Source organism: Allomuricauda sp. ARW1Y1 (genome assembly GCF_013407935.1).
In the GTDB taxonomy this organism is placed as follows: Bacteria; Bacteroidota; Bacteroidia; order Flavobacteriales; family Flavobacteriaceae; genus Flagellimonas.
Genome location: NZ_JACBZU010000002.1, coordinates 334,778 through 348,697 on the forward strand (window position 1 = coordinate 334,778; position 13,920 = coordinate 348,697).

The window sequence follows — 13,920 nt, forward strand, 5'->3', positions numbered from 1 at the left end:
CCAATATCAATATGCGTCAAAAATATTTTATCCTTACCTCCCTATTCTTTTGTTTGAATCAACTTCACTCCCAAACCTTATTGATTCCCGATAGGGTATTTAATGGGAAGGAAATGCATGCCGATTGGGTGGTCGCTGTTGATTCGAACAAAATTACCTACGCAGGGCCTTTGGAGAGACTTAAAAAGGCAGGGGCCTACATTACAATCAAACTTGAAGGAAAGACGGTGATGCCGGGCCTCATAGAAGGTCATTCACACCTGCTCTTGCATCCTTATAACGAAACGGACTGGAATGACCAAGTGCTAGAGGAATCACCTGTAGAAAGAGCGATTCGCGGCGTAGTTCATGCCAAGAAAACGTTGCTGGCAGGAGTGACCGCCATGCGTGACTTAGGCTCTGAAGGTGCTGGCTATACGGATATCTATCTCAAAAAAAGCATTGATGAAGGATTAGTTCCAGGACCACGCACTTTAATGGCCGGGCCTGCCATAGTAGCAACCGGAGCCTACGGCCCAAAAGGCTTCCATGATGGTGTACAAGTGCCGTTGGGTGCTGTTCCCGTGACCGGGAAGGATAGAGCAATGGAAGAAGTTCGAACCCAACTGGGCAACGGTGCCAATCTGATCAAAATATATGCCGATTACCGCTGGGGGAAGGATGAGCCCTCACAACCTACCTTTTTACAAGAAGAAATCGACGCCATGGTAGCAACAGCCACAACCGCAGGTAGGTATGTGGTCGCCCATGCAAGCACTCCCGAAGGGATGCGCAGGGCAATCATGGGTGGCGTGGAAACCATAGAACATGGAGATGGGGGCACCGCAGAAATTTTTGAACTGATGAAAACAAAAGGAATAGCCCTTTGCCCAACCTTGGCCGCCGGTGATGCCATAGAACAATACAAAGGTTGGCAGAAGGGCAAAGAGCCCGACCCAGAACGCATTGCCAAAAAGAAAAAATCCTTTGCTTTGGCCCTCGAGTCTGGAGTAGAAATTGTATTTGGCGGAGATGTGGGTGTTTTTACCCATGGCGAAAATTACCGGGAACTGGAACTCATGGTAGATTATGGCATGAAGCCTTTACAGGCATTGCAATCAGCCACCTCTGTAAACGCACGGATTCTTCATTTTCAGGAATTGGGAATGATTCAGGAGGGATATCTGGCGGACATCATTGCGGTAGAAGGCAACCCTGTTCAGGATATTTCCAGAATGCGACGGGTAAAATTTGTGATGAAAGACGGTACAATTTATAAAAACGAGTAATACTCCAAACATCAAAATACAAGTTCCATTAACATCCCTTTAAGAAATGAGGGAAGTGTTTTTGGTATCTTTAGGCGGCAGAATTTTGTGGGACGTGTGCAAAGCCATTTAATTCCACATACTGTCATATTAACTCAGAAAAACTACAAACCCAACTAATGAAAAAATCAATCTTCTTTGTATTGCTGCTGATTGCTACCAGTATTTCAGCACAGGAATTCAGCATGGATTTGGTTCAGGACATGAAACCAAGAAACATAGGTCCGGCCGGAATGAGCGGACGTGTAACAGCAATCGATGTGGTCCATTCCAATCCAGATGTCATGTTTGTCGGAACCGCTTCGGGCGGTTTGTGGAAATCTACCTCTGGTGGTATCAAATGGGAGCCCGTTTTTGATAATGAAGTGACTGCTTCCATCGGTGCCGTGGCCATCCAACAATCCAATCCATCCGTCATTTGGGTGGGGACAGGCGAAGGTAACCCTAGAAACAGTTTGAACGGAGGTTATGGTATCTATAAATCCTTGGATGGCGGAAAAAGTTGGAAATCCATGGGCTTGGAAAAGACCAGGCATATCCACAGAGTGATTATCGACCCCACCGACCCCAACACCGTTTACGTAGGAGCCATTGGGTCGCCATGGGGAGAACATCCGGAACGCGGTGTTTTCAAAACTACCGATGGCGGTGAAACCTGGGAGAAAGTTCTTTTTGTGAACAATAAAACCGGAGTCGCCGACTTAGTCATGGACCCTACCAATCCCAATAAACTCATCGCTGCCATGTGGGAGCACAAACGAGAGCCATGGTTCTTCAACTCTGGAGGAGCGGGAAGTGGATTGCACATGACACATGATGGTGGAAAAACTTGGAAAAAAATTACGGCCGAAGACGGTCTTCCCAAAGGCGATTTGGGAAGAATCGGTGTGGCCATTGCGCGCAACAAACCCAATATTGTTTACGCCTTGGTAGAAGCCAAGAAGAATGCCCTATACAAATCCACCGATGGGGGTTTTAAATGGGAAAAAATCAACGATAAGGAAGATATCGGAAACCGTCCGTTTTATTACTCCGAAATCTATGTAGACCCACAAAACGAAAATAGGGTCTATTCTGTGTTCACCTACATCAATGTTTCAGAGGATGGTGGTAAAAACTTTAGCCAATTAATGCCTGCCTATGGCGTTGATAACGGTGTACACCCCGACCATCATGCGTGGTGGATTCACCCAGAAAACGGACAATTTATGTTGGACGGTAACGATGGAGGACTCAATATCACCAAAAATGGCGGTAAAACTTGGCGGTTTATCGGCAATTTACCCGTCGCCCAGTTCTATCATATCAGTACCGATAACGAGTACCCTTACAATGTGTATGGCGGTATGCAGGACAACGGTTCTTGGAGAGGGCCCGCTTATGTGTGGAGACAGCAGGGCATTCGTAACAGCTACTGGCAGGAAATCGCTTTTGGCGATGGATTTGATGTGGTTCCCGACCCAGATGATAGCCGATATGGTTATGCGATGAGCCAACAAGGGTATGTGAGCCGTTACGATTGGCAAACCGGTGATGGCTATATTGTACGCCCTACCCCACCGGATGCGGACACAAAACTTCGCTTCAATTGGAATGCGGCCATTGGTCAAGATCCATTCAACAATAGCACGGTCTACTTTGGAAGTCAATTTGTGCACAAATCCACGGACAAAGGTTTGACCTGGGAAGTAATTTCCCCCGATTTGACAACCAACGACAAGGAAAAACAGAAGCAGAGCGAAAGTGGTGGTCTTACCATGGATGCCACAGGCGCGGAGAACCATTGTACCATTATCGTAATAGAACCATCACCTGTAGAGCAAAATATGCTTTGGGTAGGAACCGATGACGGTCGTGTGCATTACACCCTCAATGGCGGTGAAACATGGACCGAGGTCACCAAAAACATCAAAGGATTACCTGCTGGAAGTTGGGTTCCACAGATAAAAGCTTCCCAAAACAACAAAGGAGAAGCACTTTTGGTAGCCAACGATTACAGAAGGTTCAACTACACGCCCTATGCCTACAGAACAAAAGATTACGGAAAAACCTGGACCCGTATCGTTGATGAAAATGATGTAAAAGGCTATACCCTTTCCATTATCGAAGACCCGAAAAATCCAAATTTGATGTTCTTGGGAACTGATGATGGACTTTATATTTCTTTGGATGCCGGGAACAACTGGAAAAAGTGGAACAAAGGTTTCCCAACGGTATCCACCAAGGATTTGGCGATTCATTCAAGGGAGCAGGATTTGGTCATCGGGACCTTTGGTAGAGCTGCATGGGTATTGGACGATATCCGTCCATTGCGAAAGTTGGCAGGCAATACTTCGGTCTTGCAAAAAGACATCAGTTTGTTCGATAGTCCAGATGCCTACCTTGCTGCTTATCAACAGCCTACCGGTTCAAGATTTGGTGGGGATGCCATTTTTAATGGGGAAAACCGTGAATCCGGGGCGATGATTACCTATTACCTAAAAGAAGGGAGCAAGAAGGATAAGGAAGAAGGGAAAGAGGATAAAGAAAAAGACGAGGAGAACGCTGATGACAAAAAGTCAAAAGAAAAAACAAAAGATTCCATCTTTTTTGAATTTTATGATGGCGATAGGCTCATCAGAACCCTGAAATACAAAACTCCGGAGAAAGCCGGTTTCCATAGGATTTACTGGAACTTGGACGAAAAAGGCCCGGACCGCCCATCCAGAACCATCAGAAAGCGAGATAGAGAACGTGGAGGCGTAGAAGTAAAACCCGGTACCTACAAAGTTAAAGTGGTGTATGGCGAATCGACCGACTCCACACCTGTAACGGTGAGGACCGACCCAAGGTTGGACGTAAGCCTTGCTGCCATCAATGAAGTATACGAAACCAGCAAAAAACTGGAAGGTTATACCCAAACCGCTGCGGATGCTGTAAAACAATTGGTGGAAAGCAAGGATTTGGCGAACAAGTTCAAAAAAGAGCTCAAGGAATTGGGTGAAGATAAATTCAAGGAGCAAATCAAGGCCTCTGAGGCCATTGTAAAACAGATTGACTCCGTGGTTGCGCTGTACTTGGGCAAAGAAGACAAGCGTCAAGGCATCACCGACGACCCAGAACCCAATGTGATGACCAGATTGGGCGATGCTTCCTATTATGTGGGCACCCGAAAATCTGGAATAACGGCCACCGAACGTAGAATGATTCGGTTTGCCGAAGAAGAACTAAAGGCTGCATTGGACAAGACCAATGCCTTCTTTAATGACAAATGGAAATCGTACCGGACTTCCATTGAATCATTGGACCTTTCTCCCTTCAAGGAGACAGAACGCTTTAACCTAAATTAAAGAATTCATGAAAAAATTATTGGCCTTTGCCCTTATTGTAAGTGTTTGGGCATGTAAAGAAGAGAAAAAGGAACCTTCCGTCGCCGAGACGATGAAGACCTACACCATTTCACAGATGATGGACAACGAGTCCATCGCTGGTGGAAGCTTTTCACCGGACAAGTCCAAATTACTGGTCTCCAGTAACCGTTCAGGTATTTACAACATGTACACCATCCCAACTTCGGGTGGCGAAATGATGCCCGTTACCCAATCGGACAGTTCGTCGGTATTTGCCATCTCCTACTTTCCAAAAGATGAACGAATGCTGTTCCGAATGGATAACAATGGGGATGAAATCTACCATATTTTCGTTCGCGATACGGATGGAAGCTTTAAAGACCTAACCCCGGAAGAAGGGGCGCGTTCCCTATTTTATCAGTGGTCCGAGGACAAGTCGGCATTTTTCTACGGTTCCAACAAGCGTGACAACCGTTTTGTGGACCTCTACAAAATGGATTTGGAAAGTATGACCTCAGAATTGGTGTACGAAAACAACGATGGCTATGATGTTGGCGTAGTCTCCCCGGACGAAAAGTATGTCGCCTTGAGCAAATCCATCAATACCAATGATAGTGATTTGTTCCTGTACAATCTAGAGTCCAAGGAGCTGACCCAAATCAATGAAAACCAAAGTGGAAATGCGCCACAGGATTTTTCACCGGATGGAATGGCATTTTATTACACCACCGATGATGGAAGCGAGTTTTCCTATTTGATGAAGTACAACATGGCCGATGCCTCCTACGAGAAGGCCATGGAACGGGATTGGGATATTTCGGGAAGTTATTTTACCGATCAGGGAACCTATCAAGTCACCTACATTAATGAGGACGCCAAAAATACCATCGAAGTGATGGAAGTGGCCACAGGGAAGAATATTGATTTACCTGCGGTGGAAAACATGGAGATTACCAGCGTAAGTTTTTCGGATGACGAAAGCATGATGCGATTCTACGCCGGGGGTTCGCACACTCCCTCCAATCTGTATGTGTACAATTTGGAGACCAAGGAGCAAAAACGATTGACCGATGTTTTGAATCCCGAGGTTCAAGCACAGGATTTGGTAAAAGCAGAGGTGGTTCGCTATAAATCGTTTGACGGACTGGAAATTCCAGCTATCTATTACAAACCGCATCAAGCCAGCGCTGAAACGCCTGTGCCCGCTTTGGTTTGGGTGCATGGGGGTCCAGGGGGACAATCCCGTCAAAACTTCAGTGCTTTCATCCAATACTTGGTCAACCACGGATACGCCATTTTGGCCGTAAACAACCGTGGTAGTTCGGGATATGGTAAAACATTCTATCAAATGGATGACCTGAATCACGGTGACAAGGATTTGAAAGATTGCGTGGAAGGCAAGAACTGGTTGGCACAACAACCAGAAATAGACGGTGAGAAAATCGGAATCATTGGAGGTTCCTACGGAGGTTACATGACGATGGCCGCCCTTACCTACACGCCCGAGGAATTTGATGTGGGGGTAAACTTATTCGGTGTTACCAACTGGATTCGAACCCTCAAAAGCATTCCACCATGGTGGGAATCTTTCAAGGATGCCCTTTACAAGGAATTGGGAGATCCTTACAGTGCTGATTCTGTGCGATTAAAGCAGATTTCTCCCCTATTCCACACCAGCAAGGTCACCAAACCGCTGATCGTACTCCAAGGTTCACAGGACCCCAGGGTGCTTCAAGCGGAATCGGATGAAATTGTAGCTGGCGTCCGCCAAAACGGTGTGCCTGTGGAATACGTGCTCTTTGAGGATGAAGGACACGGATTTGTGAAAAAAGAAAACCAAATCAAAGCATACAGCAAAATTTTGGAATTTTTGGATGAGTACCTAAAAGAAGAAAAGAGTACTCCTATTAAAGAAGAGAATTTATGATCAAAAGACTTTTGACCTTGGTGTTCCTGACCGGAGCATTGAGTGCAAACCTACATGCCCAAACTCCCGGTGAAGAAGAACTGGGAGCTTGGTTCATGTATTTTGGGACCAATCAAATTGCAGAACGTTTCAGTATACATTCCGAAGCACAATTTCGGTACTATGAAACCACGGATAATTTTAATCAAATGCTGTTACGAACTGGTCTCAATTATCACATCAATCCAGATGCCATGGCCACCATCGGCTATGCCTTTATTCAAACGGACACCTCTTTTGAGGACATCATGGGTGAAGTGGACAGCAGGGAAAACCGGATTTTCCAGCAATTTATATTAAGGGACAAAGTGTGGGAGTTCCTCTTTGAACATCGTTACCGTTTGGAACAGCGCTTTTTTGACTTTGGGGATGTTACGGATACCCAGCATAGGGCACGCTATCGGATACAGGTTACCCTTCCGCTAACGGATACGTTTTTCCTCAACTTTTACGATGAACTGTTCATTAACCTACAGGATAATCTATTTGACCAAAACAGGCTATACGCAGCTTTTGGAGTGAATATCACAGAAAATAGCAACATACAGTTGGGATACCTGAGAAATCAATTTGCCAATGCGGTGTTCGACAGATTACAGTTTGCCGTGTTCTACAATCCCGACCTCAGAGGACTTTTTAAAAAGAAGCAACCTTAGAAATACCGAAGGTAATCCTTGACACAGGCGTAAATAATGCCTACCTTATTAGCTAATCTTAAAAACATCATTTTTAAATGAAAAAATTACAAACAACAGCCTTAGCGCTGCTATTAATAACAGCATTTGGCTGTAAACAAGCAAAAAAAGAAGCGGAGGAGACTACCGAAGAAGTAGAAGAAACTGTAGAACAAGTAGCGGAGAAAATGGATCCTGAGGTCATCACCTTCTCCATGGAACCTAAAAGCGACAGCAACGTAAGTGGCGAAGTGGTTTTTACGCAAGATGAAGGACAAGTGATTATGCGGGCCACCTTTCTTGGGTTGGACGAAGGCGAGCATGCCATCCACTTGCACGAAAAGGCAGACTGTTCATCCGCAGATGGAACATCAACTGGAGGACATTGGAACCCAACCTACGAGCAACATGGCAAGTGGGGCTCGGAAGATGGATATCACAAAGGCGATATTGGCAACTTTACCGCCGACGCCGATGGTAATGGCACCGTTGAATTCATGACCGACGAATGGTGCATTGGTTGCGGTGATGATACCAAGGATATTTTAGGCAAAGCGGTAATTGTTCACCAAGGCGTGGACGACTACACTTCACAGCCTTCTGGTGCCGCTGGCGCAAGAATTGCTTGCACAGGAATTATCCAGTAAGCTGAGCATACATAAACAAGAAAAAAGCCGTCCGTTGGATGGCTTTTTTTATTGACCCAAATTCAATTATGAGCTAACTTAGTGCTTATTAAAAATGTACTCAAAATGAAAAATCTACAACTTGCAGCCTTGGCCCTACTCATCATAACAGCCTTTAGCTGCAAAAAAGCCCAAAAAGAGGAGGAAAAAACAGAAGTCAAGGCATCTACAGCAAGCTATAGCCTCGTGCAAGATTCCACCGACGTACGTTTTACGGCCTACAAGACAACCGACAAGGTTCCCGTTGGCGGTACCTTCCAACAAGTGGAGGTCACCTATACCGCAGGAGAAACTCCAAAGGAAACCATCGATGGACTTGAATTCACCATTCCGGTGAGCAGCCTTTTCACCAATGATCCTACCAACATAAGGGATCCCAAAATCATCGAGTTCTTTTTCAACAAAATGGTGGAGACCCAAAACATAACGGGTAAATTCTCGCTAAAGGATGCCAAGAACTGTTCGGTTACCCTGAGTATGAACGGGGTATCGGCCGAACTACCCATGGAATATGAAATCACAGAAGACAACCATGTCAATTTTACTGGGGTTATGGACCTAAAACAATGGGATGCGCTCAATGCATTGGCCTCACTCAATGAAGCTTGTAAAATATTGCATACCGGTGCCGACGGTGTAAGCAAAACCTGGGACGAAGTTGCTATTAATGCTTCGGTATGGCTGACCCAACAATAAGTATTTCCAATAGGATAAAGATTTATGGAAAGAGCTGCCAATCGCAGCTCTTTTTTTATATATTTAGCCACTTCAATGAACTTGGACAACCTCATACAACAATTTCAAAAAAAGGATAGTGCTGCCTTTGAAACCTTGTACCATATGTATGCGGAAAATATCTGTGGTGTCATTAATGTGATCGTGAAGGATGCGGAGCGCTCCCAAGAGCTCTGCCAGGATGTTTTTGTGAAGGTCTGGGAAAAATCGGACCAGTACGATGCTTCCAAGGGACGGTTTTTTACCTGGATATTGAACATCGCAAGGAATGCCGCCATCGACGAAGTGCGTTCAAAAAGCCATAAAAACCAAAAAAAGAACCTTCCTGTTGATTCTCTCGTAGGTATTTTTGAAAACAGCGAAGATCTGAACAGTAAAATGGACACTATCGGACTTCAGTCTCTCCTAAAAGGATTGAAGGAAAAGTGTATTTTGCTGATCGATATGCTTTATTTTAAGGGCTACACCCAAAAGGAAGCCGCCAAAGAGCTGAATACGCCAATTGGCACGATAAAAACAAGAATAAGAAGCTGTATTTCGAGCATTAGAAAAAATATGGCATGAGCATGGATGTGAAAGAATACATAGCATCTGGAATTTTGGAACTCTACGTAGCTGGAGCCTTGTCACCTGAAGAGAATCTTGAGGTGCAGCACTATGCCCTTCAGTATCCTGAAATACAAAAAGAAATCGAGACAATCGAAAATGCTGTTCTAGAGCTAACGGAAGCCGCTTCGCCCAAAATGCCCGAGAACGGTTTTGCCAAGATAAAGGCAGAAATAAACGATGTTATTCCGTTTACACCAGAAGCTTCCAAAAGTAGCGGAACTCCCTGGGGCAGCTATTTGGGCTGGGCAGCATCGGTATTATTGGCCATAGGTCTCTTCTGGTTATATACGGAAAACAATAAGCTGAAGAACCAAATAGAGCTTACCAACCAAGAAAAGCAAAGCTTGGAAGATATCTTATCCGATACCCAAGCGGAAATCACTTCAAAGGAAATGCTGCTGCAGGAAATCAGGGATAAAGATGTTTCCGTAATCGCCCTTGGCGGGCAAACCGTTTCTCCTTCCTCCTATGCAAAAGCCTATTGGAACAAGGAAGAACAGAAAGTTATTATCGATGCCCAAGGGCTTCCCGAACCTCCTGAGGGATTCACCTACCAAGTTTGGTCCTTAAAATTGGACCCACTTACCCCCACCAGTCTAGGGTTGTTGGATGATTTTGCATCACAGGACAATAAACTCTTCACCTTAGAAAATGCCAACGAATCCGAAGCTTTTGGTATCACCTTGGAGCCCGAGGGTGGAAGTGAAACCCCAACACTGGAGCAATTGTACACATTAGGTGCCGTTGGTGCGTAAACAAAAAAGAAGGCAGCCCAGGTTTACCTGAACCACCTTCAAAACTTAGATTACCTAAAAAAAACAATCGAATATTAAAGTTTAATACCCACTCCAAATCCGAAGATCCATGGGTTGATGTCCACATCTGCATCTACGGTGGCACCCAAAGCGGTGGTTGCGTTTACGGTTGCTGTGGTATTCAAGAACAGCTTTTTAACATCAAAATTCAAAAACCATTTATCGTTGAGCATATAATCAAACCCGCTTTGTAATGCAAAGCCAACAGCCGTATCGTATTCAATGTCGTCCACAACAGGTCCTTCATCAACTCCATAAAAAAGGGTGAGGTTGACCCCTGCTCCAACGTAAGGGACAAAATTGCCTCCGGTAAAGTGGTATTGACCGGTTAGCGTAGGGGGCAATAACCATACACTTCCCAAATCAATTTCCCCGGCAGCGGTTTCCACGGCTTTAACATCGTGTTTGGCCGTACCCAAAATCAATTCCATGGACCAGTTTTCATTAAAAAAATAAGTAATGTCCAACTCGGGAACCACGGCAGTGGAAATATCAACATCGCCACCAATGGCTTCAATATCGGCACTCTCATCTGGAGAAATTACAATTCCCCTCAACCTGAACTGCCATGTGCCACCATTATCTGCTGGAGCATCCTGAGCCATTGCGAAATTGGAGAGTCCCAAGAGGGCCACTACCGCTACAAGTAATTTTTTTCTCATCGTGTGTTATTTTATATTGATGGAACAAAACTACCGTGCGGACTTTTCGGAGAATATGATGTTTATCATTGGAAAACATCCGAAAATATACAACCTAATGGAAATATGCGATAAGCATATTGGAAATCAACACATTAAAACCATTTTTTTCTTTTGAAAATGATGATGGAAATGATGGTGACCACAAACATGAGGCCCAAAAGAATAAAATAACCATTTTTCCATTGCAGTTCGGGCATATACTCAAAGTTCATCCCATAAATGCCCGCCATAAAAGTTAAGGGAATAAACACCACGGAAAATATGGTCAGGGTTTTCATCACCTCGTTCAGTCGATGGCCCTGAACGCTAAAAAATAGGTTGATTTGGCTTTCCAGTTCCATAATGTCGGAATCAATATCGGTGATCAAACCATTGATTTGCTCCCGCAATTCACTAAAGTATTTGGTTTGAAATCCTTTAATTTCCACTCTTTCCAATCGGATGATGATGTCCCGCAGACCATGGGAAGCTTTTTTAAACTCTTGGATCAATGCTTTTTTCTGTTCCACTTCGAACATAAACTCCGGAGTGGGCTCCCGCTTTACAAGGGCTTCCAAGGCATTTTCCATGACCACGATATCTTCGTATTTTTCCTTGTAATTGGTAATCAGGGTTTCCAAAATAAAGAACAAAAGGTAATCGGCCTTCTTTTTTCGAATGATGCCCTTGTTCTCAAAGATTCGCTGACGTATCCAATCAAAATGGTCGCCCCACATTTCTTGGATGCACCAATTAAAGTCTTTGGAAACCACAAAATACATCTGTTCGGACTCCATGCTATCGTGTTCCGTTTTCAGGATTCGGGCAGCAATAAACAACTGGTCTTCGAGAACGATGACCTTGTTTCCCATCTTTTGGTTCAGCAATAGGCGCAACAGGAAATCATCCAGCCCATTTTCGTTGACCATCTGCCTAAATTCATCCATATACTCCAAACCATAGGTGTTCACCCAAGTAATGGATTTATCGCCCTTGGAAAGTTGCATATCCTCTTGTAGGGAGAACTTTCGGTTATAGTAATTGTCCGGTGAGTAATTGATCACCCATGAATTTTCTTCAAAATCTGTGTTCATGGTAGTTATGATATGATGGGTTTATTTGTAGTTTAGCTCTATAAGTTAAACCAAATTTACTAAGAACCATCATGATTGAAGCGATGCCCTACAAAACGGAGATTTTGTTCACCATTATTCTTTTGAGTATACTGATTTTGCTCAATTCCTTGAGCAAAAGAGCCATTAGAAGGTTTGGCAGATCTAGTTCGATTGATATGAACAGCAGGAAAATCATATTTTACCTGAGCAATTTGCTTTTCTATCTGCTTGCCTTCATCGGTATTTCGTTGATTTGGGGTGTCAACATGAAAGATTTTTCGGTGTTTATCTCTTCTGTATTGGCCATTTTGGGCGTTGGTTTTGTGGCCCAGTGGTCCATCCTATCCAACTTAACGGCAAGTGTGATCCTTTTCTTTAACCATCCACTTCGGTTAGGGGACCGAATCCGCGTAATGGACAAAGACTTTGATTGGACTGGAAAGGTGGAGGATATTAGCGGATTTTATCTTTTTATGCGGACGGATGATGGAAAACAAATCACTATTCCGACCAACTTGGTCATTCAAAAAGGCATCGAAATCCTGCATGAAGATGTGGCTGAACCCAAGCAACCAGTTCCTGAAGAATAAAAAACGCCACGGCAAAATGCCGTGGCGCACCTAAAAACAACAACCAAGCCGAGATCGTAACGATCTGCAACCTTGCTCTTAACAGGGGAAAACTAAAGACTGGCTATCTGGGCTTCTTTTATGGGACCGAGCTCGTATGCCGCTTCCATCAATTCCTGTTTTAGTTCTCTTACTTTTTCCATCTTACCATTTGCTTTGTAGATTTCAGCAGCTTGATGAAGGATAGCAGGCTCAAAAGTGGCACCCATTACATGCTTTTCTATAAGTTCCAGAGCTTTTTTGTTTTCTCCAAGATGCAACAAACTGTAGGCCAACCATCCGTACGATTCTGGCGTAGGCCTGTTGTTCACCTCTTCTTGAGCAAGTTTATAGGCTTTTTGCTCCACATCCATCTCCAACAAAAAATCTACATTGTAAGCATTGTACATATCGCCATATTGAGGGTTGTTTCCCACTATCTTGTAATAATCGTCCAACGCTTGTACCCGCAGCATGTCGTTCCCCATAAAGTCGGCAATCTCAGCTTTCAGTAAATAGTATTCAGGGGATTGGTTCTTTTGCATGATGGAATCTAAAATCCGAAGGGCTTCTTTACCGTTTCTTTCATGTGAGTAAACAATCCATGCTATGCCTTTTTTTGCGTACGCATTTTGGGGATCGATGTTCAAGGCCCGAAGGTAAAGGTTATAGGACTCCTCAATTCTGCCAGCATGACCGTAGAAGTCGGCCAAATTGGTATAAGACCACAACCGTAATCCTTTGTTTTTAGAAGACTCTGCTTTAGCCATGGCCTTTTCCATAAAGTTAATAGCGGTATCCAGATCTCCTTTGTGATCGTTCCATTTGGCCACTCTAATCAGGTATCCAAAATCGGACATGTTCTGGATGCTATCCAAATATTGGTTGGCAAGGTCATAATTTCCCAATTCCATATGAAGGTCAAATAGCAGGCTCTGGGTCTCCTTTACCCCACTACCAAACTTCCGGGCCTTCTCGGCTAAATCCAAAGCTTCCCTAAACCGGTGCTGTGAGATATAGTTTCTGGCCAACGCCCTTAGGTATCCTGCTTTGCCAATGGCCGCAATTTCCACTGCCTTTTTTAAGGATTGTTCAGCATCCTTTAAATATTGAATATTACCGGTTCCACTAAAAAATCGGTTGTATTCACCTGCCACATTCCCCAAACTGAGCAATTGCAAGCTATCCGATTTGATTTTGTTGTCCCAAAGGTCAAAATATTTGGAGGTCGTTTTTACCGATTCCGAAGCCAAAAATTGATTATAATCCTGACTGTTGGTTCTGAATTCAGTTTCCTTTTGCTGACACGATACCAAGAACAGTAGCATCAGCATAAAAATGGTATAAAATTTTGTTGCTTTCATCTTGTTGTTGTTTTATTAAAAAAGGGAGA

The 13,920-nt window shown here is 44.1% G+C and carries 12 protein-coding genes; 9 read left to right on the forward strand and 3 right to left on the reverse strand.

Annotated elements, in window-relative coordinates:
* The first annotated feature begins 11 nt into the window (after positions 1-11).
* The 8 genes from GGE08_RS06260 to GGE08_RS06295 all read left to right on the forward strand — a co-directional run bounded on the left by GGE08_RS06260 (position 12) and on the right by GGE08_RS06295 (position 10,061).
* The gene (locus tag GGE08_RS06260; protein ID WP_179384042.1) at positions 12-1,268 is read left to right on the forward strand and encodes an amidohydrolase family protein; all 1,257 of its coding nucleotides are present in this window, start codon (positions 12-14) and stop codon (positions 1,266-1,268) included.
* A 158-nt stretch (positions 1,269-1,426) separates the two neighbouring features.
* On the forward strand, positions 1,427-4,636 hold the full coding sequence (locus tag GGE08_RS06265; RefSeq protein WP_179384043.1) for a VPS10 domain-containing protein: 3,210 nt from the start codon (positions 1,427-1,429) through the stop codon (positions 4,634-4,636).
* Between the two features lie 7 nt (positions 4,637-4,643).
* Positions 4,644-6,563, forward strand: a complete 1,920-nt coding sequence (locus GGE08_RS06270) for a S9 family peptidase (RefSeq protein WP_179384044.1) — start codon at positions 4,644-4,646, stop codon at positions 6,561-6,563.
* A complete protein-coding gene (locus GGE08_RS06275) occupies positions 6,560-7,258 on the forward strand; it encodes a DUF2490 domain-containing protein (RefSeq protein ID WP_179384045.1) in 699 nt (232 codons plus the stop codon). The genes GGE08_RS06270 and GGE08_RS06275 overlap by 4 nt, the downstream gene beginning before the upstream one ends.
* Positions 7,259-7,335: 77 nt before the next feature.
* Positions 7,336-7,923: a superoxide dismutase family protein gene (locus tag GGE08_RS06280; RefSeq protein ID WP_179384046.1), complete on the forward strand. Its 588-nt coding sequence runs from the start codon at positions 7,336-7,338 to the stop codon at positions 7,921-7,923.
* Between the two features lie 105 nt (positions 7,924-8,028).
* Positions 8,029-8,658 (forward strand): hypothetical protein, encoded by a 630-nt coding sequence (locus GGE08_RS06285; protein WP_179384047.1) that lies wholly within the window; start codon positions 8,029-8,031, stop codon positions 8,656-8,658.
* A gap of 75 nt (positions 8,659-8,733) precedes the next feature.
* Positions 8,734-9,261: an RNA polymerase sigma factor gene (locus tag GGE08_RS06290; protein WP_179384048.1), complete on the forward strand. Its 528-nt coding sequence runs from the start codon at positions 8,734-8,736 to the stop codon at positions 9,259-9,261.
* 2 nt (positions 9,262-9,263) lie between these two features.
* Positions 9,264-10,061 carry an anti-sigma factor gene (locus tag GGE08_RS06295; protein ID WP_179384569.1) on the forward strand — a complete coding sequence of 266 codons (798 nt, stop codon included), beginning with the start codon at positions 9,264-9,266 and terminating at the stop codon, positions 10,059-10,061.
* A gap of 74 nt (positions 10,062-10,135) precedes the next feature.
* On the opposite strand, the gene GGE08_RS06300 is transcribed toward GGE08_RS06295, so the two are convergent.
* Both GGE08_RS06300 and GGE08_RS06305 read right to left on the reverse strand, forming a co-directional pair.
* Positions 10,136-10,783 carry an OmpW/AlkL family protein gene (locus GGE08_RS06300; RefSeq protein WP_179384049.1) on the reverse strand — a complete coding sequence of 216 codons (648 nt, stop codon included), beginning with the start codon at positions 10,781-10,783 and terminating at the stop codon, positions 10,136-10,138.
* 134 nt (positions 10,784-10,917) lie between these two features.
* Positions 10,918-11,898 carry a CorA family divalent cation transporter gene (locus GGE08_RS06305; protein ID WP_179384050.1) on the reverse strand — a complete coding sequence of 327 codons (981 nt, stop codon included), beginning with the start codon at positions 11,896-11,898 and terminating at the stop codon, positions 10,918-10,920.
* A gap of 71 nt (positions 11,899-11,969) precedes the next feature.
* Here GGE08_RS06305 and GGE08_RS06310 point away from each other — a divergent pair, with 71 nt between their 5' ends.
* Positions 11,970-12,509, forward strand: coding sequence for a mechanosensitive ion channel family protein (locus GGE08_RS06310; RefSeq protein WP_179384051.1), 540 nt, complete (start codon positions 11,970-11,972; stop codon positions 12,507-12,509).
* 92 nt (positions 12,510-12,601) lie between these two features.
* Here the strand turns inward: GGE08_RS06310 and GGE08_RS06315 are convergent, their stop codons facing one another.
* Positions 12,602-13,891 carry a tetratricopeptide repeat protein gene (locus tag GGE08_RS06315; RefSeq protein WP_179384052.1) on the reverse strand — a complete coding sequence of 430 codons (1,290 nt, stop codon included), beginning with the start codon at positions 13,889-13,891 and terminating at the stop codon, positions 12,602-12,604.
* Positions 13,892-13,920 lie beyond the last annotated feature (29 nt).